Genomic DNA, 24,938 nt, shown 5'->3' on the forward strand with positions numbered 1-24,938 from the left:
CTCACTTCGTCGCGGAGCCCTCCCGGAATTCCGCGATGATCTGCAGGAGTTCGCGCAGAATGACGGAATCGTCGTATTCGCGATAAAGACAGCTGACGTCCAGCATGAGCGGCGGCGATTCCTCAAGCGGCAGAAAGACAACCCCGGAAGCCTGAAAAGCCAAGACCGATTCCGGCACGATGCAGGTGCCGAAGCCGGACGCGACCAGCGCCACGCCTGTGACAGCGTCGCCGACGATCTGTTCGACCCGCGGCGTAAAGCCGTGCTTCTGGCATTGATTGACGATGAAATCGCTGAAATTCGGCCTGGCGACGCTCGGAAACAGCACGAAGGACTGATCCGCCAGCTCGCGCAGGGCCAAGGCCTTGCGGCCCGCCAGCGGATTGGATTCGTGGAGCCCGACCATCAGCCGCTCCCACATGACCACCTGTGACGCTACGCCGGGATATTTCGGCACGACGCGGTTGAACCCGATCGTGATCCGCCGTTCGCGCAGCGCCTCGACCTGCTCCAATTTGTCCAGCGTGTGCAGCACGATATTCACGTCGGGAAAGGACTGACGGAAGCGCAGCAGAACGCGTGGGACGACATCGAACATCCCTGAACCGAAAATGCCGACGTCGAGGCGGCCAATGAGACCTTGCGCGGCGCGGCGCGCGCGTTCGGAAGCGAGTTCGACGAGCGCCAGGATATTCTTCGCCTCAGCATAGAACGTGCGGCCGGCGTCGGTGAGCTCCATCCCTTTGACCGAACGCTTGAACAATTGCGCGCCGAGGTCGTCTTCGAGCTGCTGGATCTGGCGGGTGAGCGGCGGTTGCGAAATGTTGAGCGTCGCCGCGGCCCTTCCGATATTCAGCTCTTTTGCGACCGCGCAGAAATAGCGCAGATGGCGTAATTCCATCCTTTCCTCCCGCAGCGTTTTTCTTGAAGGCAACGGAGCGCAAATGGTGGACCTTGGCAAGAGGCCTCCCGCAAATCCGCCAGTCATACGATTTGGGTATCGTGTTGCGACTGGAAAAGTATTTTTTTTCAGCGCGGGAATGGTCCATCCTCCAACCTAACGAATGCCAAAATGGCCGAGGGGAAGGATGGAGACGAACGGGGAGCGCGGCGCCCGCGACGCCGCAAACGGCAGCGCGTCCGTGTCGGTGACGATTGCCGAGACGGGCGAAACATTTCTCAACGATTCGCGTCACAGCATTCTTGAAAGCATGCGCCGCCTCGGCAAGCGTGGCGTCCCCGTGGGCTGCCGCAGCGGCGGCTGCTCGGTCTGCAAGATCGAGATCCTACAAGGATCGTGGCGGCAATGCCGGCCGATGAGCCGCGAATATGTCTCCGACGATGATCTTGACGCGGGCCGCGTGCTCGCCTGCTGCATCGCGCCGACGGAGAACATGATCTTGCGGGTTCTTGGCAAGATGCGCAAAGCGCTTGAACGGCCGTCGCCAGCCAAGACGGAACATCAACAATAGGGAGTGAACAATGGCTATCAACGGCGTTTTGCGGCCTGGACACGCGCAGTTGCGCGCGCTGAATCTCGAAGAGGACGTCAAGTTCTATCGCGACGTGCTTGGTCTCGTCGAAATGGGGCGCGACTCTTACGGCCGGGTTTATTTCAAGGCCTGGGACGAACGCGATCACCATAGCCTCGTCCTGCGTCAGGCCGATCGCGCCGGCATCGATCTTTTCGCCTTCAAGGTCGACAGCCTGGCGACGCTCGACAAGCTCGAAAAGGATCTCAACGCCTATGGCGTCGCTACCAATAGAATCCCGGCGGGCGAGATGCTCAACACCGGCGAGCGCGTAAGCTTCGAGATTCCGAACGGTCATATGATCGAACTTTTTGCCGAGAAAAAGGATGTCGGCAACGGCCTCGGCTACAGCAATCCGGCGCCCTGGAACAAACAGGCGGAAACAGGCATCGCCCCGACCCGGATGGATCACGCCTTGCTGGGCGGGATCGATCTCGACGGCGCGCGCGACATTTTCGTCAATGTGCTGGGCTTCTATCTGACCGAAGACGTCATTGCCGAAGACGGCAAGACCCAGATCGCGGTTTGGCTGTCCTGCTCCAACAAAACCCATGACATCGCCTTCGTGCGCGCGCCGGAAAACGGCAAGCTGCACCATGTCTCCTATTGGATCGAGACTTGGGAAAAGGTGCTGCGCGCGGCCGACATCATGTCGATGAACGACGTGCCCGTCGATATCGGTCCGACCCGCCACGGCATCACGCGCGGCGCGACGATCTACGCCTTCGACCGTTCCGGCAACCGCTTCGAGACTTTCGCCGGCGGCTATATCTCCTATCCCGACATGCATCCGCTGACCTGGCCGATCCAACATCTGCCGGAAGGCCTCGATTATGCGCAGCGTAAGCTGCACGAATCCTTCCTCACGGTTTTCAGCTGATTTCGCTCCCGGAATTCGCCTCCCACGGATCCGGGCTTTGTGCGAAAGCGTCCGGCGCTCATGCGCCGGACGCCATCCTTCTTGTTTCCCGTAGAGCAAAGCTTTCCGTCAATGCTGCAGATCAGGAATTTCATCGACGGCGCATTCGTCGATGGCGCCGAAGGGAAAACCTTCGCGAAGCGCTCCCCATTGGACAATCGCGTGATCGGCGAGGTCGCCGAAGCCGGCCGCGCGGATGTGGACCGGGCGGTCGCGGCCGGTCGGCGCGCCGTGAAAGGGCCATGGAAAAAACTCAAGCTCGAAGATCGTGTCGATCTGCTCTATGCGCTCGCCGATGAAATGACGCGGCGCTTCGATGATTTCGTCGCCGCGGAAAGTTCGGATACCGGCATGCCGCTCGCCACCGCGCGTCACATGTGCGCGCGTGGCGCCGCCAATTTCAAGATTTTCGCCGACGTCGTCAAAAATGTCCCGAGCGAGTTCTTCGAAATGGCGACGCCGGACGGCGCCGGCGCGATCAATTATGCGCTGCGCCGTCCCGTCGGCGTCGTCGGCGTCGTCTGTCCGTGGAACGCGCCGCTGCTGTTGATGACCTGGAAGGTCGGCCCCGCACTGGCCTGCGGCGACGCCGTCGTCGTGAAGCCGTCGGAAGAAACGCCGCAAACCGCCGCCTTGCTTGGCGAGGCGATGAACACGGTCGGCATTCCGGCGGGCGTCTACAATGTGGTGCACGGCTTCGGTCCGGGTTCAGCGGGCGAATTCGTCACCACCCACCCGGGAATTTCCGCCATCACCTTCACCGGCGAAACGCGCACCGGCGCGGCGATCATGAAGGCCGCGGCGGACGGCGCCCGTCCGGTCTCGCTGGAAATGGGCGGCAAGAACACCGCGATCATTTTCGCCGACGCCGATCTCGACAAGGCGGTCGAAGGAACGATGCGGTCGTGCTTCCTGAACACCGGCCAGGTCTGCCTGGGCACGGAGCGCGTCCTCGTCGAGCGCCCGTTCTTCGATACTTTTGTCGCCGCCCTGAAGGACGCGGTCGGCAAGCTGAAGATCGGCCCGCCGGACGACCCCGGGGCGGCCATGGGCCCGCTGATTTCCCTGGAACATCGTGAAAAGGTTCTGTCCTATTACCGCAAGGCGGTCGAAGAGGGCGCCAATGTCGTGATCGGCGGGCGCGCGCTGGAAATGCCGGGAGAGCTGAACAAGGGCGCCTGGGTCCAGCCGACCATCTGGACCGGCCTGCCCGACACGGCCTCAGTCTGGAACGACGAAATCTTTGGCCCGTGCTGCCACATATCGCCTTTCGACACGGAGGAAGAGGCGATTGAACGCGCCAACGCCACGCAATACGGCCTCTCCAGCGCCATCTGGACGCGCGATCTCGCCCGCGCGCACCGCGTCGCGGCGGAAGTCGAGGCCGGCGTCGTCTGGGTCAATTCCTGGTTCCTGCGCGATCTGCGCACGGCCTTCGGCGGCATGAAAAATTCCGGAATCGGCCGCGAGGGCGGGGTCCATTCTCTCGAATTCTACACCGAGCTGAAAAATGTCTGTGTCAAACTCTGATCTCATCGCGGCGCTCGGCGACGAACTGCACCAGGCGCTCGTGGCGCGCCGAACCATTGCGCCGCTTTCGGGGCGCGGCCACGGCCTGACGATCGAACACGCCTATCGCATTCAGGAACGTATGCTGTCGCATCGCATCGCCGCCGGCCAGAAAGTCGTAGGCAAGAAAGTCGGCGCGACCTCGGCGGCGGTTCAGAACCTCCTCAAGGTCGATCAGCCGGATTTCGGTCTTCTGCTCTCCGACATGATCTATAACGAGGGCGAGACGATTCCGATGAGCCGGCTGATCCAGCCCAAGGCCGAAGGCGAAATCGCCTTCATGCTGAAGCGCGATCTGCGCGGGCCAGGCGTGACAATGGCTGACGTCATCGCCGCGACCGAATGCGTCATGCCGTGTTTCGAGATCGTCGACAGCCGCATCGACGACTGGAAGATCGGGATTGTCGACACCGTCGCGGACAACGCCTCCTGTGGGGTGTTCGCGCTTGGCGGAACGGCGCGCGATCCGAAAAAGGTCGATCTCGAATTGTGCGGGATGGTCCTTGAAAGGAACGGCGATGTGGCCGCGACCGGCGCCGGCGCCGCGGCCCTCGGCCATCCGGCCAGCGCGGTCGCCTGGCTCGCCAATACACTTGGCCGTTTGGGCATTCCGCTGCTGGCGGGCGAGGTCATCCTGTCCGGCTCGCTGGCGACGCTTGTTTCCGTTTCCGCTGGCGATCATTTGCGCGTTTCCATCGGGGGCCTGGGCGAGTGCTCGGTCCGTTTCACGTGAGGTTCGGCCATGGCTCTTGATAAGGATGCGGTCGGCGCCCTCGCGGAATATCTCGAAACGGCTGAGCTGGACGCGCGCGCCGTGCCGCAGATTTCCCTGCAACATCCCGGAATCACGGAAGACGACGGCTATGCGATCCAGCACGCGATTCGTCGGCGCAAGGAAGCGCGCGGCGTCAGGATCGTCGGGATCAAGGCCGGCCTGACTTCCCGGGCGAAGATGAAGCAGGTCGGCGTCGATCGGCCCTCGTATGGCTTTCTTGCTGATTATTTCGCGGTCAACGACGGCGCGCGGATTCCGATCGAGCAATTGATCCATCCGCGCGTCGAGCCCGAGATCGCTTTCGTGCTCGACAAGCCGCTCGAAGGCCCGGGTTGCCACATTGGCGCGGTTTTGGCCGCGACCGATTTCGTCCTGCCGGCGCTGGAAGTGATCGACAGCCGTTATGAGAATTTCAAATTCGATTTCCCGAGCGTGGTCGCCGATAATTCCTCGTCCTCACGCTTTGTGCTCGGCGGCCGATGCCGGCCGCTCGAAGACCTCGACCTTCGCACGATCGGGCTCGTCCTGGAAAAGAACGGCGCGCCTTTCGCGTTTGGCGCCGGCGCGGCGGTGCTCGGTCATCCGGCGGCGGCCGTCGCAATGGTCGTCAATCTGCTCGCCCGGCGCGGCGAGGGCCTGCCGGCGGGCGCCCTGGTTATGACGGGCGGCGCGACGGAAGCGGTATCCGTCGCGGCGGGCGATTTCGTTCAATTGCGCGCCCAGAATCTGGGCTCGGTTTCCGTGGGTTTCGCTTGATATGACGACGCGCTTCGACGACGAACTGGCGGTGGTGACCGGCGCGAGCGGCGGTTTCGGCAAGGTCATTGTCGCAAGCCTTGCGGCGCGCGGCCTGACCGTGATCGCCATAGGACGGCGGCTCGAAGAACTGGAGATGGTGGCGCACGACATCGCCAACGTCCGGCCCTGCGCCGCCGACATCGGCCTCGACAGCTCCATCGCGACGATCGCGGCGGCGCTGGACGGGCCGGTTCGCGCGATTGTCCACGCTCCCGGCCTTCCTTTCGCGGGCGGCGTTCTCGACGCCGCTCCCGGCGCGCTCGCCGAAGCGGTGAACATCAAGGCGGGCGGCTTCCTTCGCCTGGCCCGGGCGGCCGATGCCCGGCTGGCCGGCGGCGCGCGTCTGATCGGAATTGGCGGCCATTATGGTCTCGAACCGACCGCTTATGCGACCTCGGCGAGCGTCGGCAACGCAGCTTTGATCGCCCTGTCCCGCCAGTTGAGTCTGGCCTATGGACCGCGCCGCGTGACGAGCCATGTCATCGCGCCGGGGCCCGCGGACACGGAGCGTCTGCGCAAGGTGGCGGCGCCCCGGGCGGAAAAGGCCGGCCGAACCGTGGACGACGTGCTCGCCGACATGCAGGCCGAATCCTCGCTCGGCGCCTTCACCACGCCAGAGCAGGTCGCCTGGGCGGTGACCATGCTCCTTGATCCGGAAGCGGACGCAATGACCGGTTCGACGCTGATGCTCGATTCCGGCCGACGCCGCGGCTTGCCATAGCATTTGCACAACAGGGGGTTTCGATGCCGGTTGCTCACATTCATCTGCTGAAAGGTCACAGCCGCGTCGTGCTGCGTACAATCATCGCCAAGGTCACCGAGGCGATGAGCCGGGTCCTCAACGCTCCAAAAGAAAGATTCATGGTCTGGGTCACCGAGATCGATCCGGAGCTCTGGGGCATCGAAGGCCGTCCGGCGAGCGAGGCCCTCACCGCCCAGGATCGCAACTCGGTCGAAATGCCCTTCGTCGAAATGGTTTTGATGGAAGGCCGACCGCTCGCGCAATATCACGCCGTGATCGAGGAGGTCAGCGCCGCAATCGCCGAGGCGCTGCAATCGGACAGGTCGCGCGTCCGCGTCCATCTGGTCCAGGCGCAGCCGGATTATTGGGGCATTGGCGGCGTTCCTTACAGCATCCTGCGGGCGGACGAAATCGCCGCGCGTTTGCGGGCCACGGCCTGACCGGCGGAATGATACCAGCGAGGTATGAAAGAGCCTCCAAGATAGTATTTTTCACGTTGGAAGAGGCGATCTAACGTCTTTTCCATAATAATAATCGGGGACGGAAGTCATGGCGGCTCCAGACGCCGGCGCGGGCGCGCCGGGGCGCGAGTCTTTCTGCGGGCGAAAGACGCAAGGCGGGGCCTTTGCGCGGATCCTTGGCGTCCGGCTCGGCCGCTTCGTCGAATTCGAGTTCTTTCTGGACGACGGCCTTCTCTCCGTCGAACTGATCCTGCCGCTGGACGCCTTTCACGAATTCTGTCGCGAGCAAATGGCGGAGATCCTGCCGCCGTCAGACGTGCAAACAGCATCGGACATCGAACGTCTGGCATGGCGGGAAAAACAGCCCGGATTGCTCCGTCCAAGGCAAGAATAAAACAAGGACTTAGGGAGGAATGCAATGACGGTTCAGATCAAGACGATAGACATGGAGCCGAAGCGTCAGACGTTTGGCCATGTCGCCCGGCGGCTGGGCGCCGACAAGCCGGCGACGCGCTATCAGGAGGCGACGCTCGACGTTCAGGCGACCGCGAATTTTCATTACAAGCCTTTGTGGGAGCCGGAATATTGGGTTTACGACACGCGCAAGACCGCGGTCGTCATGGAGGACTGGTACAAGCCGCTCGATCCTAGGCAGTTCTATTACGCCACCTATAATATTTCGCGCGCCAATATGAACCAGTCGGCCGAGCGCGCCTTCGTCTTCGCCGAGGAGCGCGGCCTCATCGAGAAGATTTCGCCCGAGGCGCGCAAGCAGATCGAGACTTTTCTCCTGCCTTTGCGCCACCTGCATTGGGGCGCCAATATGAACATGACCGAGATCGCCCAGCGCGGCTATGGCGCGGCGGTGACCGCGCCCTGCATTTTCTCCGCCGGCGATCATCTCGGCATGGCCCAGATCGTCAGCCGCATCGGCCTCCTGCTCGACGGCCAGACCGGCGTGAGCCTCGACATGGCCAAGGAAGTCTGGATCAACGATCCCGCCTGGCAGGGCGTGCGCAAGCTGATCGAGGACTCGCTTGTCGAGCGCGATTTCTTCCAGCTCTTCGTCGCCCAGACCCTCGCGATCAACGGCGTCGTCTTCGACCTCGTCTACAAAATGTCCGACGCCGCCTGGAAGGACGCGCCGATCACGGTCGCCATGCTGACCGAATTCATGAGCGACTGGCGCGCCGACGAAAGCAAGTGGAGCGACAGCGTCATCAAGACGGTCGCCGCCGAAAGCCCGGAGAACAAGGCGCTGGTTTCGCAATGGGCGGCGGAGTGGATTTCGCGCGCGGTCGAGGCGGCCAAGCCGCTTTCGGCGGCGATGCTCGGCGACAATGGCGCGCTTGCCGAAGCGGCCGGCGACGCCGTCAAGGCGCGCGCGAAAAACCTCGGCCTGACGCTCTGAGAGGAAGAAGAACAATGTCGCAACTCGCGTCTCTCACCCTTTACCACAATGACGAAGCCCGCCCGATCATCGAGGCGATCATCGCCGACAATCCCGGCGTGCGCGTCCTCAACATGCCCGGCGCCGTGAAGCTCGACTGCGAGGGCGCGCTCGTCGTCAAGCGCGCCTCGGTCGAGGAGCGCCTCGGGCGCGAATGGGACCCGCAGGAAATCCACCTCGTGCTCATCTCGATGGCCGGCCATCTCGACGAGGACGACGACCAATTTTCCGTGAGCTGGAAACACTGATCCGGGAGGAAACGATGACCGCCAAAAAACTCGGCCTCAAGCAGCGCTACGCCCATATGACGCGCGGGCTGGACTGGGAAACCAGCTACCAGCCGATCGACAAGGTTTTCCCCTACGACCAGTTCGAGGGCATCAAGATCAAGGACTGGTCGGCCTGGGAAGACCCGTTCCGTCTGACCATGGACGCCTATTGGAAATTCCAGGCGGAGAAAGAGCGCAAGCTCTATGCGGTGCTCGACGCCTTCGCCCAGAACAACGGCCAGACCGGCATTTCCGATGGGCGTTATATGAACGTCCTGAAACTCTTCCTCACCGGCATTTCGCCGGAGGAATATCAGTCGCATCGCGGCTTCGCCTTTATTGGCCGTCATTTGCGCGGCGTCGGCCCGCGCGTCGCGGCGCAGCAGCAATCGCTCGATGAGCTGCGCCATGTCCAGACGCAGATCCACACCATCAGCCATTACAACAAGTTTTTCAATGGCATGTCGGAATTTCCGACGATGCATGACCGCGTCTTCTATCTGTCGGTGCCGAAGAGCTTCTTCGACGACGCCCGGTCGGCGGGTCCGTTCGAATATATGATCGCGATCGGCTTCGCCTTCGAATATGTGCTGACCAATCTTCTGTTCGTGCCCTTCATGTCGGGCGCGGCCTATAATGGCGACATGTCCACGGTGACCTTCGGCTTCTCGGCGCAGTCCGACGAAAGCCGTCACATGACGCTCGGCATCGAAGTCATCAAGTTCCTGCTCGAACAGCACCCTGACAATCTGCCGATCGTGCAGAAATGGGTCGACAAATGGTTCTGGCGCGGCTTCCGGCTGCTGGGCCTCGTCGCCATGATGATGGACTATATGCTGCCCAAGCCGGTGATGTCCTGGAAGGAAGCCTGGGAAATCTATTTCACCGAAGCCGGCGGCGCCCTGTTCCAGGATCTCGCCCGCTATGGCCTGAAAATGCCGAAATATCATGAGGTGGCGACCGAAGCCGCTGAACATGTCGGTCATCAGCTCTATGGCCTGCTTTACCAGCTTTGCCACGTCGCCGGCCTTCACGCATGGATGCCGGACGCCAAGCATATGGACTGGCTGTCGGAGAAATATCCCAACACTTTCGACAAATATTACCGGCCGCGCTTCGAAATGTGGGCGCAGATGGAAAAAGAGGGCAAGCGCTTCTATTACAATGGCCTGCTCCAACTTTGCCACACCTGCCAGCTGCCCATGACTTTCACCGAGCCGGGCGACCCCACGACGCGCTGCTTCCGTGAAACGCAGTTCAAGGGCAACCGCTATCATTTCTGCTCGGACGGCTGCAAAGACATCTTCGACAACGAGCCGGAGAAATATGTTCAGGCCTGGCTCCCGATCCAGCAGATCTTCCAGGGCAATTGCGGCGGCCCGACGGTGCCGGACGTCCTGAACTGGTACCAGATCAAGGTTGGGGTCGATAACGCCGAATATGTCGGCTCGGAAGATCACAAGCTTTGGGAATCCTGGAAACAGGACACGGCGGTCAGCAAGGCCGGCTAAGGGGATATATGGGGCGGCGACCGGTCTTGCGGCGGACGTCGCCCGGCGCTCGGGAGGAAACAATGGCTTTGAAAGCAATCACGCCCGATTATGAGAAATATACCGAAAACCGGGACCTGCCGGAGCTCTATCACGGCAATCTGATGATCTATGTCCATTGGGAGCATCATATATCATTCGTCGCCGCGATCGCATTGCCGCTTCCGCCGCAGACGCCCTTCGGCGCCATCAAGGAAGCTATCGGCGGCGTCTACGGACCGCATCCGGATTGGGCGAAGATCGATTGGTCGCACGCGATCTGGAAAATCGACGGCAAAAATGCGACGCCCGATTTCGACAAGTCCATCGCCGACCACGGCATGGGACACAAGTCGCTGGTGCGCTTCTGGACGCCCGGCCTGGACGGCTATCATGGCAGTCTGAACTAAGGCCTTTGGCGTCGAGCGATGATTGTCCGCCAACTCACCATCGAACCCATCGGCGACGAGATCGAGGTCGCGGAAGGGCAGACCATACTGGACGCCTGTCTGCGTGCGGGCGTCTATCTCCCGCACGCCTGCGGACATGGCCTGTGCGGCACCTGCAAGACCCAGGTGCTCGACGGCGAGATCGATCACGGCGAAGCCTCGCCCTTCGCCTTGATGGATTTCGAGCGCGACGAGGGCTTCGTCCTCGCCTGCACCGCGACGCTGAAAAGCGATGTCGCCATCGAGGCCGATGTCGAGGACGATCCCGACGCCCGCAGGATTCCGGTGCGCGATTTCGTCGGCGAAGTGGTCGCGCTGGACGACCTCACCCATGACGTGAAAGGCGTGCGCCTCGCCTTGCGGGACGGCCCGATCGATTTCCAGGCCGGGCAATATGTCAATGTCTTCCTGCCGGGGATCGAGGCCTCGCGCGCCTTTTCCATCGCCAATCCCCCCTCCGACAGCGGCCATGTCGAATTGCAGATCCGCCGCGTGCCGGGGGGCGAGGCGACGGGCTATGTCCACGAGAGATTGCAGCTTGGCGACAAGCTGAAGATCACCGGGCCGCAGGGCCGTTTCATCGTGCGCAAATCGCGCGGCGGGCCGCTGCTGTTCCTGGCCGGCGGCACCGGCGTCTCCAGCCCGCGATCGATGATCCTCGACCTGCTCGAAGAGGGCTATGCCGAGCCGATCACGCTCGTCCACGGCGTGCGCGCGCAAGCCGATCTTTATGGCCGCGACGAGTTCGAGGCGCTGGCGCGAAGCCACGACAATTTCCACTATGCGCCGGCTTTGTCGCATGAGCCCGAACCGAGCGAATGGCGCGGCGACCGCGGCTTTGTGCACGATGTCGCCAAGAGGATTTTCGGCGGCGTGTTCGAAGGTTCGACCGCCTATCTCTGCGGCCCGCCGCCGATGATCGAGGCATGCATCGCGACCCTGATGCAGGGCCGCCTGTTTGAAAAGCACATTTTCACCGAGCGCTTCTTCACCGCCAAGGATTGCGCGGAGAAGCCCAAAAGCCCCGTGTTCAAGAGGCTGTGACATGGCGGAGGCCGGGAAAATGATTTCGTCGGATCCCAAATTACTTATGCGGCAGACGCGCGACGCGATTTCAGCGTCGCCTCCGCGGGCGGGTGTCCTGTTGGCGGACGTGGATAAATTTCTCCGCCGGGTCGAAAATGTTGAACGGAAATTTGATCTTGCGGCGGATGAATTGTTGATCCTTCTGACGCTCGGTCGTCTGGGCCTGAGTGTTTCGATGATCGGCGTCGCCGTACGGCCGGTGAGATGCATAGAGGTCGCAAAGCGGTTGAAGGCGCCGAAAGAGACGGTGCGTCGCAAATTAACGCGATTGATCGACCTCGGATTTGCGACGATGACCAAGCGTGGGGTCGTGCTGGATAATATCGACGATTGGGTCAAAGTCGCGTTTTCAATCGTATCCTGACCCTTTGGCGGCGCGCCTCATGCGAGCTTGGCAGATCATTGCGTAATGTTTGAAGAAATCATGGCCGGCCATGCTCGCGAGATGGAAGCCAGAAGCGTCATTCCAGGATGCGAATATGCCGGATAAGGCGAAGCAAATGGGAGCTGATTTGGTCGATCGGGCTCAGGAATTCGAGGACGGCGCGCGGCTGACGGCGTCGAGAACGTTTCTTTTCAAATATGGCGGGCGATGAAGCCGCCGGCGTTGATCAGAGCCGCGCGGCCAGGTTGCAGATGAGCGTTCCAGATGGGCCATGCGTGGATCATATGCGGCCAAATTTCGAGCGTCGTCGAAACGTTGGCGGCGCCGGCCGCGGCCGCGAAGCGCGTGGCGTCGTCGAGGAGGGTTTCGGCCGCTCCGACCTGGATGAGCACCGGCGGGAAGCCCCTCAAATCGGCGTAAAGAGGCGAAACGCGCGGGTCCTTCGGATCCACGGAGCCGGCGAGATAGGCTGTGGCAAGCTCGCGGAGATAGTCTTTGTGGATAAGAGGATCCACGGCGTCCTTGGTTTCGAGCGTCGCGCCGGACATGGTGAGATCGGTCCAGGGCGAAACGAGCCAGGCGCAGGCAGGCGGCTCCTCGCCGGCGCCGCGCAAATGGTTGATGAGCGCGACCGTCAGTCCGCCGCCGGCACTGTCCCCGCCGACGGCGATCCGATCCGCGTCGATTCCCTGATCGCGCAGATAGCGCCAGGCCTTCAGTCCATCTTCGAGGGCGGCCGGGAATGGATACTCGGGCGCCAGCCGGTAGCCCACGGCAAGGGTGCGCGCCCGGGCGGCCCGTCCCGCCTCGGTGACCATCCGCCGATGGCTCACAATGGAGCCGGAACAATAGCCGCCGCCGTGAAAGAACAGCAGCACGCGCGAAGCGTCGCTACCCGGCGCGATCGACCATTCGCCGGGCGCGCCGTTCATATCGGCGGGCTCAAAGGCGATGTCGCTTGCGGGCGCCCAGAGCGAGCCCACTTCATCAAGCCGCTCGCGCCGCGCCGCCCAGCCGACAGGCCTCGGCTTGGAACTCAACAAGGCCCGAATGGCGTCTATTTCGTTTGGCGCCATCGCCGCTTCTCCCGCAATCTGCAAACTGCTCCGCCAGCAGAAGCACAACAGACAATGGCGGCGATGGTTCCCGGGCGTTGCGTTCCATCAAAGAAAACGCGCCTTGGCCTGCAGCGGCGCGAGGCGTTTTGACAAATCGGCGGCGCGACTTCTTTGACCTGATCATTTGATCAAATCCGTCATCGAGCCGAGCCGGTTTCGATTCATCATAGCGTCGAGGCAAAGGTCGTCAGCGTTCTTTCGCGCTGCAAGAAGAAAATATTTTCGTGCTTCAACTGATAGAAATAACGCCAGATTTTCTTTGTGCGCCGCAATATTTCCCATCGGCGAAGCGCGTGGCGCCGGGATTGCGACCGGTAGCGGGCGAACCGCGCGAAAAAGCGCGCGTCGCTAAGCACAATCGTTACAGGGAAACGCCATGGCTTTGCTTGAGCGCCACGAATGGTACGACATTGCCCGGTCCACCAACTGGACGCCCCAATATGTGTCCGAGGCCGAGCTCTTTCCGGACGTCATGACCGGCGCGCAGGGCGTGCCGATGGACAAGTGGGAGGTCTATGACGAGCCCTACAAGACCTCCTATCCCGAATATGTGCGCATTCAACGCGAGAAGGACGCCGGCGCCTATTCGGTCAAGGCGGCGCTGGAGCGCAGCCGCATCTACGAGAACGCCGATCCGGGCTGGCGCTCCATTCTCAAATCGCATTACGGCGCCATCGCGCTCGGCGAATATGCCGCGATGAGCGCGGAGGCGCGCATGTGCCGCTTCGGCCGCGCGCCGGGCATGCGCAACATGGCGACGTTCGGCATGCTGGACGAGAACCGCCACGCCCAGATCCAGCTCTATTTCCCGCATGAATATTGCCCGAAGGACCGCCAGTTCGACTGGGCGCACAAGGCCTATCATTCCAATGAATGGGCGGCGATCGCGGCGCGGCATGCGTTCGACGACCTGTTCATGGCGCGCGGCGCCACCGAAATCGCGGTGATGCTGACCTTCGCCTTCGAGACCGGCTTCACCAATATGCAGTTCCTCGGTCTCGCGGCCGACGCCGCCGAAGCCGGCGATTTCACTTTCGCCAGCCTGATCTCCTCGATCCAGACCGACGAATCGCGCCACGCCCAGATCGGCGGGCCCGCGCTTCAAGTCCTGATCGCCAATGGCCGCAAGGCCGAGGCGCAGAAACTGGTGGACATCGCCATCGCCCGCGCCTGGCGCATCTTCTGCATCCTGACCGGCCCGTCGATGGACTACAACACGCCGCTCGAACACCGGAAGCAGTCGTTCAAGGAGTTCATGCAGGAGTGGATCGTCGGCCAGTTCGAGCGCTCACTGATCGACCTCGGCCTCGATCTGCCCTGGTATTGGGACAAGATGATCGCCGAATTCGACTACCAGCATCACGCCTATCAGATGGGCCTGTGGTTCTGGCGTCCGACCCTGTGGTGGAACCCCGCCGCCGGCGTCACGCCGGAATGCCGCGAATGGCTGGAGGAGAAATATCCCGGCTGGAACGCCAGCTTCGGCAAGGCCTGGGACGTCATCACCGAAAATCTGCTCAACGGCAAACCCGAACTGACCATGCCGGAGACGCTGCCGATCGTCTGCAACATGAGCCAGATTCCGATCTGCGCCATTCCCGGCGACGGCTGGAGCGTGAAGGATTATCCGCTCGAATATGAGGGGCGGCTCTATCACTTCAATTCCGAGATCGACCGCTGGATCTTCGAACAGGACCCGGTCCGCTATCGCGGCCATATGACTCTGGTCGATCGCTTCCTCGCCGGAAAGATCCAGCCGCCCGACCTGATGGGCGCGTTGATGTACATGAATCTCGCTCCTGGCGAGATCGGCGACGACGCGCATAATTACGCCTGGGTCGAGGCCTTCCGCCAGCACAAGCAGGCCGCGGAATAAGATCGACTCCAGAAATCGTTATCTCCGTCAGAGGAGCCGTTCATGGCCCTGTTCCCCATTGTTTCCAATTTCCAGCACGACTTCGTCCTGCTGCTGGTTCCAGTCGACACCGAAAACACGATGGATGAAGTCGCGGCCGCCGCGGCCCATCATTCCATAAACCGGCGCGTGGCCCCGCGGCCCGACAAGGTGGTCCGCGTGCGCCGCCAAGGCGCCGAGAGCTTTTATCCGCGCGAGGCCCGTCTGCATGAGACGGACATCAAGCCGATGGAAACGCTCGAATTCATCTTCGCCGACGCGTGAGCCGCCAAAGAGCCGAACATGAGCTTTCAGAAAGCCTGCACACTGGACGAGCTCTGGGAAGGCGACATGACGGAAGTCGATGTCGCGGGCCGGGTCATTCTTCTGGTCTGGCCCGAGGGCGGCGACATTCGCGCCTTCCAGGGCATTTGCCCGCATCAGGACATTCCGCTGTCCGAGGGCAAGTTCGACGGCCGGGTCATCATGTGCCGCGCCCATCAATGGACCTTCGACGCCAGGACCGGCGCCGGGGTCAACCCTTCGGACTGTCGTCTCGCCGAATATCCGGTGAAGATCGAGGGCGACGACATATTGCTCGAAATCGAGGGCGTCACGCCCCTGTTCGCGCACACATAATTCTGGGAGGAAATCCATGAGCAACGTCAAGGTGGCTGACGGCTACCGCAACAATCGCGTCGGCCCGATCCTGCGCGCCAGCCCCATTACGGCAGGCGTGATCGAGGCCGCGGAAGAGGACAATCCGGGCAAGGAAATCCGCGTCGACGACAAGATCGCCTATGTGCGCATCGACACGGAGAACGAATTGATTCTGCGCCGTGAAACGTTGGAGCGCGCGCTCGGGCGGCCGTTCAAGATGGCCGAGCTCGAAGTCAATCTCGGCTCCTTCGCCGGCCGCATCGAGACGACCGACGACCACGTCCGCTTCTATTACGAAAAAACGCTTTGATTTCGATGCCTCTGCTCCCCAAGCAGAGGCGCCGCCGCGCCCGTCGGCGCGGACGCCATGGGCTTCGCCCCTGGCGTCTGGATCTTATAAATCAGGGGAGTGAAAATGAACCAGCCTGCCGTTCTCCAGCCGTTGAAGACCTGGAGCCATCTCGCCGCACGGCGCCGCAAGCCGAGCGAATATGAAATCGTCTCGACCAACCTCCATTACACCACCGACAATCCGGACGCGCCTTTCGAGCTCGATCCGAATTTCAACATGGCGCAATGGTTCAAGGCCAACCGCAACGCCAGCCCTTTGAAACACGCCGACTGGAACGCCTTCCGCGATCCGGACGAGATCATCTATCGCACCTACAACATGCTGCAGGACGGCCAGGAAAATTACGTCTTCGGCCTGTTCGACCAGTTTTCCGCGCGCGGCCACGACGCCATGCTCGACCATGGCTGGGCGTCGCAACTGGCGCGGCTCTATGCGCCGGGCCGCTATCTGTTCCATGCCTTGCAGATGGGCTCCGCCTATCTGTGCCAGATGGCTCCGGCGTCGACCATTTCTAATTGCGCGACCTACCAGACCGCCGACACCTTGCGCTGGCTCACGCACACGGCCTATCGCACCAGGGAGCTGGCGAAGAGTTTTGACGACCTCGGCTTCGGCGCGAACGAGCGCGCCATTTGGGAAAACGATCCGGCCTGGCAGGGTTTTCGCGAGCTGATCGAGAAGGCGCTCGTCGCCTATGACTGGGGCGAAAGTTTCGTTGCGCTCAATCTCATCGCTCGCCCGGCCGTCGAGGAGGCGGTGCTGCGCGCGCTCGGCCAGGCGGGCCGGCACAATGGCGACACGCTGCTCGGCCTTCTCACCGACGCCCAGCTGGTTGACGCCGACCGCCACCGGCGCTGGACCGGCGCACTGGTCAAGATGGCCTTGCAGACCGAAGGCAATGCCGAGGTTCTTGCCAATTGGGTCGCGAAATGGGCGCCGCTCGGCGACGCCGCGATCGACGCTTATTGCGCGCAACTGCCCGACTCGCCCGGCGCGGCCCAGGCCGCCAAAGAGGCCTGCGCGGAGCTGCGGCGCAGCTATGGCCTGTGACGGTCCACGGCCGATGAAATATAAAATCGCGATCGAAGGCGGCGACACATTTGATGTCGCCGCCGACGAAGACTCCCTCCTGCGCGGCGCCTTGCGCGCCGGCGCAGGCTTTCCCTACGAATGCGGAGTCGGCGGCTGCGGAAGCTGCCGGTTCGAACTGACCTCCGGCGATATGCGGACGCTCTGGCCTGAGGCGCCAGGACTGTCCGAGCGCGAACGCAAACGCGGCCGGCGTCTCGCCTGCCAATCCCAGGCTTTGTCGGATTGCGTGATCCGGGTGCGCTGCGCCGATGAATATCGTCCGCCCGTCGCGACGCGTCGTCATGAGGCGCGGTTAGCGCGGCGCCGGGAGATTGCGCCCGGCATGGCGGAATTTCTGTTCGAGACGGAAGCGCCCGCCGACTTCCTGCCAGGGCAATACGCCATTTTCCACCCGCCCGGCGTCGAAGGTCCGCGCGCTTTTTCCATGTCGAATCTTCCCAATGCGCAGGGCGAATGGCGCTTCGTCATTCGCAGGGTCTCAGGCGGAGCGGGCAGCAACGCCATGTTCGACGCCCTGCGCGAGGGCGACGCCCTCATGCTCGACGCGCCCTATGGCGGCGCATTTTTCCGGCCCGACAATGATCGTGAAATCATCTGCGTCGGCGGCGGCTCCGGCATTGGGCCGGTCGTCTCCGTCGCGCGCGCCGCTCTCAAACATGGCGGCAAGAAAGCCCTCCTGTTCGAAGGCGCGCGAACGCGCGGCGACCTCTGCGGCCCGGCGCTATTCAAGGCCGAGGAACTGGCCGCGCTCTCCTACGCGCCGGTTTTGTCGTCCGAGCCGGCTGACAGCGGCTGGAACGGGGCGCGCGGCTTCGTGCATCAGGCGGTTGAAACAGTCGGCGCGGCCCCGGAAAAATACGATTTCTATTTCGCTGGTCCGCCGCCGATGATCGACGCCATGCAAGACCTTCTGGTCATGCGCTGGAAGGTCCCTCACGCGCAGATTCACTACGACAAATTCCTCTGAGCTCCAATCACTGCTGGAGCAGCCGGCGTGCGGCGACGCGCGCCGGTTTTGGTCGTTTTGCAGGCATTACACGCATCAAAATCGGCAATATAGTATAATATCGACATTCTCTTGCCAGCGTTCCGTGCGGATGCTAAAAAGAAAAAAAAATGCTGCGCGAGAAAAAAAATCCGCCGGCGGGGAAGCGAAACAAGAATTCTTGCATCGAGGCGCAATCCGTGACTGACGGGCGCCGCCGGGTGGCGGCGCGCGGGCGGGACGGGTTTGACAAAGCCGCAAACGGCCGCCGCGAATGCGCTCATGGGGAGGATGTCGGGTGCAAACCATTCCTTCGCCTGTCAAACGCGTGGCGGCGAAAACGACGCCGCGTCTGGTCGGGACCGGAAGCGGCGCGGAAATCTGCGAATTCCGGGTGCCGGAAATTCGCGACCTCGCCAATCGTCTGCGCTTCGCGCCGCAACAGGGCCGCATCTGGCTTGACGACCAGCGCATGATGCTGATGCATGTGAGTTCGCTCGGCGCCTTGCGCCAGGAACTGATCGAAAGCCTCGGCGCGGAAACCGCGCGCGGCATCGTTACCCGCATCGGCTATCAGGCCGGCGCGTGCGACGCCGAGATGGCGAAAAAGCTGCGTTCGTCTTGCGGCTCCTACAACCATTTTCTCGCCGGGCCGCAACTTGTTTCGCTCGAAGGCATCGTCCATTGCGAGCCGTTGGCGCTCGAAATCGACGTCGGCAGCGGTCATTATTTCGGCGATTTCGCCCTCATCGATTGCGCCGAGGCGGAGGCCCATGTCGCCCGTTACGGCATAGGCGAGGAGCCCTCGTGCTGGATGCTGGTGGGCTATGCCTGCGGCTACACCAGCCGGTTCATGGGACGTCCCATTCTGTGGCGCGAGATCGAATGCAAGGCCATGGGCCACGACCGTTGCCGCGTGGTCGGCCGCCCGGTCGAGGAATGGGGCGATGACGCCCGCGAAGACCTGCGCTTCCTCCAGATCGGCGATTTCGTCAAATGGACGCCGGCGCCGCCGAATTGTCCCGCGCCCCATGCCCGGGTCGCGGCACGCGCCGCCGCCAGCCAGGAGAACACATTCGGGATGGTCGGCATTTCGGGCGGGTTCAACACCGTCTGCCATCTCGTGAAAAAGGTCGCGCCGACCGATGCGACGGTGCTTTTCCTCGGCGAGAGCGGCGTCGGCAAGGAGATTTTCTCGCAGAATTTGCACCGCCTCAGCAAAAGAGCCAAGGCGCCCTTCATCGCGGTCAATTGCGCCGCGATCCCCGAACAACTGGTCGAATCTGAATTGTTCGGCGTCGAGAAAGGCGGCTATACCGGCGCTGTCGCCTCGCGCCCCGGACGGCTTGAGCGCGCCGATGGCGGCACGCTCTTCCTCGACGAAATCGGGACGCTGAGCTACACCGCGCAGGGCAAATTGCTGCGCGCCCTCCAGGAAGGCGAGATCGAACGCGTCGGCGACACGCGCGTGCGCAAGGTCGATGTCCGAATCGTCGCCGCGACCAATGTCAATCTGTGCGAGGCGGTGAAAGAGGGGACCTTCCGCGAGGATCTCTATTACCGGCTGAACGTCTTCCCGATTCGCGTCCCGCCTTTGCGCGACCGGCGCGACGACATTCCGCTGCTGATGAACTGGTTCATGCAGCGCACCGCGAAGAAGCACGGCAAGACCGTCACCGGCTTCCGCGAGCGCGCGGTCGATGCGATGATCAATTATTCCTGGCCCGGCAATGTCCGCGAAATGGAGAATATCATCGAGCGGGCGGTGATCCTCGCCGATGACGGCGGCGCCCTCGACATTTCCCACCTCTTCACCAATGGCGAGGATTTCCACTCCAACACCTTCGTCATGCGCCGCAATGGCGGGCTGCTGCCTGCGGCCGAGGCGCACCTTCCCGGAGAGGCGCCGGAAGGCGGCCTGCCCGCTTTGGCCGACACCGAAGCGCGGATGTTGCGGCTCGCTCTGGCCGAGGCGAAAGGCAATCTTTCGCTCGCCGCGCGCCTGTTGAGCATCAGCCGGCCGACGCTCGCCTATCGGCTGCGCAAGCACAAGATCGAGGCCTAGAGGATTGCTCGCGGCGCCGACGCGATTGAGCGCTCGGCGGGACATAACGAAAGCAGCATCGAAAGATCGAAGAACAGGGCGGCCGTCACCGCCTTCTGGATCGAGGCCAGAGTCCCGGGCGTCCAGCGGTAGGTCTCGACAAGATAGGTCGTCAGCGCCCGCGCCAGTTCATTGTAGACCGCGGTGATCGCCGGAGTGTCGAGCGCTGCTTTCTGGAAGCCGAAATGCATGGCGAGGACGCCATCGACATAATCGTCGTCGATGCGCCAGGACAGCAGGCGTGCGAAATGCCGCGACTGGACTCTCTTCAGCCGCTCGAAATCGCATTGGCCGTCGCCGTTTCCGGCCGCCATATTTCTCGTGAATTTCTGGAGTTGGGCGACGATCGTCGGCAGGCGGGGCTCGACGACCGGCCAGAAGGTCAGGAGGCGCTCTTCGACCGAGCGATCGCGCGCCAGCAGATCCATGTGACGTTTCAGGTCGTTCATTGTCCGGCGTTTCCGCGCAGCAGGCCGAAGGGTCGGGCGCGCTTTGCGCGCCCGACCCAATTGGCGACCGGGAGGAACGTTCGGAGGGCGTCGGGGCCCCCTCCGAGCGACTTCACGCGGTCATCGCGAAGCCTTCATAGCCGCTCTCGGCGACCTCGTTGCATTTCTGGCGATAGGTTCCCACGCCGCCGGTATAGGACAAGACGCGGCGCGGCTTGCCCGGCACGTTGGAGCCGACATACCAGGAATTGGTCTTGGAGATGAGATTGGCGTTGGCCGTTTCGTCATGGTGCCGCACCCAGCGCTCTTCGACCTCCGCCGTCGGCTCGATCACCGCCACGCCCTTGTCGCGCATGTAGCGAATGCAGTCGGCGATCCATTCGGTCTGCTGCTGCAGGCAGGTGGTCATGTTGCAGAGCGCGGCCGAAGGCGCGAGCGGCGCGCCGGTCATGAACAGGTTGGGATAGCCGTGGACCTGCATGCCGTAAGCGGTGCGGATGTCCTTGCCCCAATCCTCTTTCAGCGTGTGTCCGCCGCGACCGCGAATGTCGATGCGGGTGAGCGCGCCGGAGCCCGCGTCGAAGCCGGTGGCCATAACGATCATATCCAGCTCGTGCACCGTCCCGTCCGCCAGCTTAAGGCCCTCCGGGACGATCTCGACGATCGGATTGTCCTTCACGCTGACGGCTTTGACATTCGGCCGGTGATAGACTTCGAGGTAATTGGTCTCCAGCGGCACGCGATGGGTTCCGAAGCCGTAATCCTTGGGGATCAGCAGGTCGCACAGCTTGGGATCCTTGAGCCGCGCCCGCATCTTGTCGCGCACGAATTCCGAGATTTCCTCGCTCACCTCGGGATCGAAGAACATTTCGGCGAAAGAGGCGAGCCAGAGTTTCAGCGAGCCGTTCTGGTAGATTTCCTCCATGACGTCCCGGCGCCGCGCCGGCGTCAGGTCGGCCCATTTGTACATGAAGTCATATTCGAAGCCGGTGAAAGTGTGGGGCAGGGTGTTCTTCAATTCGTCGAAGCGCTCCTTGTAGGCCTTGACGTCCGCCTCGCCGAATTTCGGATTCTTCATCGGCAGCACATATTGCGGCGTGCGCACAAAGACGGTCAGCTCCCCCACCTTGGACGCGATGGTCTGGATGACCTGGATGCCGGTGGCGCCGATGCCGATCACGCCGACCTTCTTGCCTTCCAGTTCGATCGGCTCATGCGGCCAGCGAGCGGTGTGGAAGATGCGGCCCTTGAAACTGCTCTGCCCCGGGAACAGCTCGCTCAGCGGCGCCGAGAGCATGCCGCAACAGGTGATCAGGAACTGGGCGTCGATGGTTTCGCCATCCTCGGTGCGGATGATCCAGCGGCGCGTGTCTTCATTGTAATGGGCGCTGACGATACGCGCGTCGAACTGGATGTCCTTGCGCAGATCGAGGCTGTCAGTGACCTAGTGCATCCAGCGTTCGATTTCCGGCTGGCCGGGGAACCGTTCGCTCCAGCTCCAGCCCTTGTAGAGATCTTCCGAGAAAAGATATTGATAGATATAGGCTTCGGAATCGAAGCGCGCGCCAGGATAGCGGTTCCAGTACCAGGTGCCGCCGACGTCGGACGCCGCCTCAAAGGCGCGGACTTTCATCCCCATGTTGCGCAATTGATAGATCTGGTAGAGCCCGGCGACGCCGGCGCCGATGATCGCCGCGTCGAGCTTTGTCGCCCCGTCGATATTCCGAACCGCTTCATTCATAATTTCAATTCCTCCAGCTGAACGCCGCGGCGCGTCATTTTTCGATCTCTTGGTTCAATCTTTTGGCGGGGCGCGCGGCGGCTTCGCTTTGATTGATTGGACCCGCGTCGGGAAAATTAGGCGGAGCGCCGGCGGCGGTATTGAACGGCGCGGACAATTCTTTGAACGATCCTGCGGCGGCGGTCTGAGCGAGGGCTCCCGCAAGCTTTTGCCTTCGCGCGCAAAATCTGCCGATCCGGGACATTGTCCGCCGTTCGCGGGCGGCGGGCGGCCGCCGGCGATGATTCACTTATGCCCCGCCTTGAACGACGCGACATCCTCGGAGGGATAATCGAACGACGCGTCGCCGGCGGCAGGGGAGGAAAAAGTGAAGATCAGACGAGCGTCCACGGCCGCCTTGGCGTCCACATTGCTATCAGCCCTCGCGGCCATGCCGGCCCGGGCAGGTTCGGAACTGCAACCGGGAACGACCACGGGCCTGGCGATTGGCGCCCCTCTGCCGGAAGGGGTCTATGACATGACGCTGCCCAATTGGGGCGCGCGCGCCACCCATCCCGCCACCGATGTCGGCGTCCTCACCCCGGCCTGGATCGTGTGGTCCACGCCCTGGACCATTTTCGGCGGCCGGCTCGGCTTCGACGCCGCGACGCCGGTCGCCCAGGTCGCCGTCGACGGTCCCTTCGGCTTGAACAAGGCCGGCTGGGCCAATCCGCTCGTCGAGATGAGCCTGAAATGGGACCTTGGCGGCCATTTCTTTTTCGGCGTCCACGAGGGCGTGCATCTGCCGGTCAACGGCCCGCTGCAGGAGATCGGCGTCGCCTATGATTTCGCGTCCTTCATGCAGGCCGTGGCCTTTTCCTATCTCAACGAGGGCTGGAATCTCTCCGCGACCTTCATCTACGGCACGGGCCGGAACGGGACGACGGTCGGCTCCTATGCGCCGTCCTGGTTCAACTACGACCTGACCGCGACCAGGACTTTCGGCAAATGGGAGATCGGCGCCGTCGGTTTCGGCTCGACCGATCTGTCGAGCCCCTATGCCGGCTATGCCCGCCAGAGCCAGTTCGCGATGGGCGGGCTGGTCGGCTATAATTTCGGGCCGGTCGATCTTCAGCTGAAGCTGACCACCGATCTCACCGAGTGCAATTACGGCGGCAAGGATACGCGGCTGTGGGCGAATATCATCGTTCCGATCTGGGTCGCCACTGCGCCCAAGCAGCAGATCGCCGCAAAATATTGATTTGCGGCGCGTCGGCGAGGCGATGACCGCCTCGGGCGGTCGCGGGCGCGGCTTGTCATCCGCGCCCGCGACGCATATCAAATTCGTTTGGCGGCCTGGTCCGGCCACGAAACAACAACGTCCGGGCGACCAGGCAGGCAAGCCAATCATGACGCCGAAGAACGTCAGCGGCTGCGCCATGGGGAGATGGTTGATGCTGGCGTTGAACCGCGCTTTGCTTCTTGACGCCCAGGGAAGGGCGATCACGAAGCATTGCAAGACGAGTTCCGACGATTGGGAGGAAGTCCAGGACTTCGCCAATCGCTTCTATATGCCTTATAGCTGCACGCCGATCGGGAAAAACGTGCGCCCGAAATCGGTCATGTACGCCGCCAATATCAACCGGATCGTGGTGACGCGGTTCAGCTATGGCGTGCCGATCTATCTCGACAAATTCGATCCCGCCCAAGGCAAGATTCTCGTCCTGACGACTTTGCGCGGCCATTTGAAACATTCGGTCGGCGCGACCGATAGCGAGATCACGGCGTGCGGCGAGAGTTTCGTCGCCGATTGCAGCCGCACCGACTATTGGCTCGAAGGCGACGGCGGCCATTTGCAGATCAATCTCACCATTCCCCATGACGTGGTGGCGGAAATCGCGCTGAGCTGGTTCGACGCCGCGCCTGACGACCGCCTTTGGCGGGAGAAGGTGAAGTTCGGCGGCGCCTCTTCGAGCTGGATCGCACTGCTGGAATATGCGGCGCGGCTGATGTCGGAGGCGCCGGAAAAGGTCGAAAGCGGGCGGATCGGCGCGCATCTGGAAGAAGCGATCTGCGTCGAACTTCTTCGCAATTGGGCTGGCCACGCCAATGTCCTGCTGACGCGCGAGCCCTGCGGCGCCGCGCCGCGCCATGTCAAATGGGCCGAGAATTTCATCCGCGCCGAAGCCGCCAGGGCGCCGACCATCGCCGAAATCGCCAGGGAGGCGGGGGTGAGCGTGCGGGCCTTGTCAGACGCCTTCCGGCGCTTCCGCGACACTACGCCCGGCGCCTTCCTGCGCGAGCAGAGACTCCAGGGCGTGCGCAACGCTTTGCTCGCCGCCGGCCCGGGCGATACGGTCGCCTCGATCGCCTCGTCCTGGGGCTATGTCAATTTCGGCATGTTCGCCCGCGCCTACCAGCGGCGGTTCGGCGAATTGCCCTCGAAAACGCTCGGCCGGGCGCGCCAGCGCTAAGCTTCCGCAAACTTATGCCGAATTGGGACATTTTCCGCCGCGGCGAGGCGGCGGCCCTTTTCCGGGAATGCTGACTTCTTGCTTGCGGCTCGCGATCCGCCAGCCCCGCGTAAACAGGGCTTTGGG

The 24,938-nt window shown here is 62.6% G+C and carries 27 protein-coding genes and 1 pseudogene; 23 read left to right on the forward strand and 5 right to left on the reverse strand.

The window, feature by feature from the left end; translation table 11 throughout:
* Window position 1: 1 nt before the first annotated feature.
* A complete protein-coding gene (locus tag K2U94_RS06225) occupies window positions 2–901 on the reverse strand; it encodes a LysR family transcriptional regulator (RefSeq protein WP_243066376.1) in 900 nt (299 codons plus the stop codon).
* A 187-nt stretch (window positions 902–1,088) separates the two neighbouring features.
* On the opposite strand from K2U94_RS06225, the gene K2U94_RS06230 reads away from it, so the two are divergent.
* The 14 genes from K2U94_RS06230 to K2U94_RS06295 all read left to right on the forward strand — a co-directional run bounded on the left by K2U94_RS06230 (window position 1,089) and on the right by K2U94_RS06295 (window position 11,943).
* Window positions 1,089–1,472 (forward strand): 2Fe-2S iron-sulfur cluster binding domain-containing protein, encoded by a 384-nt coding sequence (locus K2U94_RS06230; RefSeq protein ID WP_243066377.1) that lies wholly within the window; start codon window positions 1,089–1,091, stop codon window positions 1,470–1,472.
* A 10-nt stretch (window positions 1,473–1,482) separates the two neighbouring features.
* The gene (locus tag K2U94_RS06235) at window positions 1,483–2,412 is read left to right on the forward strand and encodes a catechol 2,3-dioxygenase (protein WP_243066378.1); all 930 of its coding nucleotides are present in this window, start codon (window positions 1,483–1,485) and stop codon (window positions 2,410–2,412) included.
* A gap of 111 nt (window positions 2,413–2,523) precedes the next feature.
* The gene (locus K2U94_RS06240) at window positions 2,524–3,981 is read left to right on the forward strand and encodes a 2-hydroxymuconic semialdehyde dehydrogenase (RefSeq protein WP_243066379.1); all 1,458 of its coding nucleotides are present in this window, start codon (window positions 2,524–2,526) and stop codon (window positions 3,979–3,981) included.
* Window positions 3,962–4,753, forward strand: coding sequence for a 2-oxopent-4-enoate hydratase (gene dmpE, locus K2U94_RS06245; protein ID WP_243066380.1), 792 nt, complete (start codon window positions 3,962–3,964; stop codon window positions 4,751–4,753). Before K2U94_RS06240 ends, dmpE begins: the two co-directional genes overlap by 20 nt.
* A gap of 9 nt (window positions 4,754–4,762) precedes the next feature.
* Entirely contained in the window at window positions 4,763–5,551 is a 789-nt protein-coding gene (gene dmpH, locus K2U94_RS06250; protein ID WP_243066381.1) for a 2-oxo-3-hexenedioate decarboxylase, read from the forward strand.
* A 1-nt stretch (window position 5,552) separates the two neighbouring features.
* Window positions 5,553–6,314, forward strand: a complete 762-nt coding sequence (locus K2U94_RS06255) for an SDR family NAD(P)-dependent oxidoreductase (RefSeq protein WP_243066382.1) — start codon at window positions 5,553–5,555, stop codon at window positions 6,312–6,314.
* A 23-nt stretch (window positions 6,315–6,337) separates the two neighbouring features.
* Entirely contained in the window at window positions 6,338–6,775 is a 438-nt protein-coding gene (locus K2U94_RS06260) for a tautomerase family protein (protein ID WP_243066383.1), read from the forward strand.
* Between the two features lie 109 nt (window positions 6,776–6,884).
* Window positions 6,885–7,190 carry a phenol hydroxylase subunit gene (locus K2U94_RS06265; RefSeq protein ID WP_243066384.1) on the forward strand — a complete coding sequence of 102 codons (306 nt, stop codon included), beginning with the start codon at window positions 6,885–6,887 and terminating at the stop codon, window positions 7,188–7,190.
* Window positions 7,191–7,214: 24 nt separating this feature from the next.
* Complete coding sequence (locus tag K2U94_RS06270) at window positions 7,215–8,207, forward strand: aromatic/alkene monooxygenase hydroxylase subunit beta (protein ID WP_243066385.1); 993 nt, start codon at window positions 7,215–7,217, stop codon at window positions 8,205–8,207.
* 14 nt (window positions 8,208–8,221) lie between these two features.
* Window positions 8,222–8,494, forward strand: coding sequence for an MmoB/DmpM family protein (locus K2U94_RS06275; RefSeq protein ID WP_243066386.1), 273 nt, complete (start codon window positions 8,222–8,224; stop codon window positions 8,492–8,494).
* Between the two features lie 14 nt (window positions 8,495–8,508).
* The gene (locus K2U94_RS06280; RefSeq protein ID WP_243066387.1) at window positions 8,509–10,026 is read left to right on the forward strand and encodes an aromatic/alkene/methane monooxygenase hydroxylase/oxygenase subunit alpha; all 1,518 of its coding nucleotides are present in this window, start codon (window positions 8,509–8,511) and stop codon (window positions 10,024–10,026) included.
* Window positions 10,027–10,088: 62 nt separating this feature from the next.
* Complete coding sequence (locus K2U94_RS06285) at window positions 10,089–10,454, forward strand: phenol hydroxylase subunit P4 (RefSeq protein ID WP_243066388.1); 366 nt, start codon at window positions 10,089–10,091, stop codon at window positions 10,452–10,454.
* 18 nt (window positions 10,455–10,472) lie between these two features.
* Window positions 10,473–11,537: an NADH:ubiquinone reductase (Na(+)-transporting) subunit F gene (locus tag K2U94_RS06290; RefSeq protein WP_243066389.1), complete on the forward strand. Its 1,065-nt coding sequence runs from the start codon at window positions 10,473–10,475 to the stop codon at window positions 11,535–11,537.
* A 1-nt stretch (window position 11,538) separates the two neighbouring features.
* The gene (locus K2U94_RS06295; protein ID WP_243066390.1) at window positions 11,539–11,943 is read left to right on the forward strand and encodes a hypothetical protein; all 405 of its coding nucleotides are present in this window, start codon (window positions 11,539–11,541) and stop codon (window positions 11,941–11,943) included.
* Window positions 11,944–12,155: 212 nt separating this feature from the next.
* Here the strand turns inward: K2U94_RS06295 and K2U94_RS06300 are convergent, their stop codons facing one another.
* On the reverse strand, window positions 12,156–13,040 hold the full coding sequence (locus tag K2U94_RS06300; RefSeq protein ID WP_243066391.1) for an alpha/beta hydrolase: 885 nt from the start codon (window positions 13,038–13,040) through the stop codon (window positions 12,156–12,158).
* A gap of 418 nt (window positions 13,041–13,458) precedes the next feature.
* Here K2U94_RS06300 and K2U94_RS06305 point away from each other — a divergent pair, with 418 nt between their 5' ends.
* From K2U94_RS06305 to K2U94_RS06335, 7 genes are all read left to right on the forward strand, one after another.
* Complete coding sequence (locus K2U94_RS06305) at window positions 13,459–14,958, forward strand: ferritin family protein (protein ID WP_243066392.1); 1,500 nt, start codon at window positions 13,459–13,461, stop codon at window positions 14,956–14,958.
* 42 nt (window positions 14,959–15,000) lie between these two features.
* Window positions 15,001–15,261: a toluene-4-monooxygenase system B family protein gene (locus K2U94_RS06310; protein ID WP_243066393.1), complete on the forward strand. Its 261-nt coding sequence runs from the start codon at window positions 15,001–15,003 to the stop codon at window positions 15,259–15,261.
* Window positions 15,262–15,279: 18 nt separating this feature from the next.
* The gene (locus tag K2U94_RS06315; protein WP_243066394.1) at window positions 15,280–15,615 is read left to right on the forward strand and encodes a monooxygenase system ferredoxin subunit; all 336 of its coding nucleotides are present in this window, start codon (window positions 15,280–15,282) and stop codon (window positions 15,613–15,615) included.
* A 16-nt stretch (window positions 15,616–15,631) separates the two neighbouring features.
* Window positions 15,632–15,946 carry an MmoB/DmpM family protein gene (locus K2U94_RS06320; RefSeq protein ID WP_243066395.1) on the forward strand — a complete coding sequence of 105 codons (315 nt, stop codon included), beginning with the start codon at window positions 15,632–15,634 and terminating at the stop codon, window positions 15,944–15,946.
* A 105-nt stretch (window positions 15,947–16,051) separates the two neighbouring features.
* Window positions 16,052–17,038, forward strand: coding sequence for an aromatic/alkene monooxygenase hydroxylase subunit beta (locus tag K2U94_RS06325; protein WP_243066396.1), 987 nt, complete (start codon window positions 16,052–16,054; stop codon window positions 17,036–17,038).
* A gap of 13 nt (window positions 17,039–17,051) precedes the next feature.
* Window positions 17,052–18,047 (forward strand): 2Fe-2S iron-sulfur cluster-binding protein, encoded by a 996-nt coding sequence (locus tag K2U94_RS06330; RefSeq protein ID WP_243066397.1) that lies wholly within the window; start codon window positions 17,052–17,054, stop codon window positions 18,045–18,047.
* Window positions 18,048–18,363: 316 nt separating this feature from the next.
* A complete protein-coding gene (locus K2U94_RS06335) occupies window positions 18,364–20,130 on the forward strand; it encodes a sigma 54-interacting transcriptional regulator (protein WP_243066398.1) in 1,767 nt (588 codons plus the stop codon).
* Here the strand turns inward: K2U94_RS06335 and K2U94_RS06340 are convergent.
* The 3 genes and pseudogenes from K2U94_RS06340 to K2U94_RS20515 all read right to left on the reverse strand — a co-directional run bounded on the left by K2U94_RS06340 (window position 20,127) and on the right by K2U94_RS20515 (window position 22,767).
* Complete coding sequence (locus K2U94_RS06340) at window positions 20,127–20,618, reverse strand: protoglobin domain-containing protein (RefSeq protein WP_243066399.1); 492 nt, start codon at window positions 20,616–20,618, stop codon at window positions 20,127–20,129. The genes K2U94_RS06335 and K2U94_RS06340 overlap by 4 nt on opposite strands.
* 112 nt (window positions 20,619–20,730) lie before the next feature.
* Window positions 20,731–22,359 (reverse strand): annotated as a pseudogene (locus K2U94_RS06345) (flavin-containing monooxygenase).
* 285 nt (window positions 22,360–22,644) lie between these two features.
* Window positions 22,645–22,767: a hypothetical protein gene (locus K2U94_RS20515; RefSeq protein ID WP_272884847.1), complete on the reverse strand. Its 123-nt coding sequence runs from the start codon at window positions 22,765–22,767 to the stop codon at window positions 22,645–22,647.
* 1 nt (window position 22,768) lies between these two features.
* Between K2U94_RS20515 and K2U94_RS06350 the strand changes: the two genes are divergently transcribed.
* Together K2U94_RS06350 and K2U94_RS06355 are read left to right on the forward strand one after the other, a co-directional pair.
* A complete protein-coding gene (locus K2U94_RS06350; RefSeq protein ID WP_243066400.1) occupies window positions 22,769–23,599 on the forward strand; it encodes a transporter in 831 nt (276 codons plus the stop codon).
* A 148-nt stretch (window positions 23,600–23,747) separates the two neighbouring features.
* Window positions 23,748–24,812 (forward strand): AraC family transcriptional regulator, encoded by a 1,065-nt coding sequence (locus tag K2U94_RS06355; protein ID WP_243066401.1) that lies wholly within the window; start codon window positions 23,748–23,750, stop codon window positions 24,810–24,812.
* Window positions 24,813–24,938: the final 126 nt, after the last annotated feature.

Source organism: Candidatus Rhodoblastus alkanivorans (genome assembly GCF_022760755.1).
GTDB lineage: Bacteria > Pseudomonadota > Alphaproteobacteria > Rhizobiales > Beijerinckiaceae > Rhodoblastus > Rhodoblastus alkanivorans.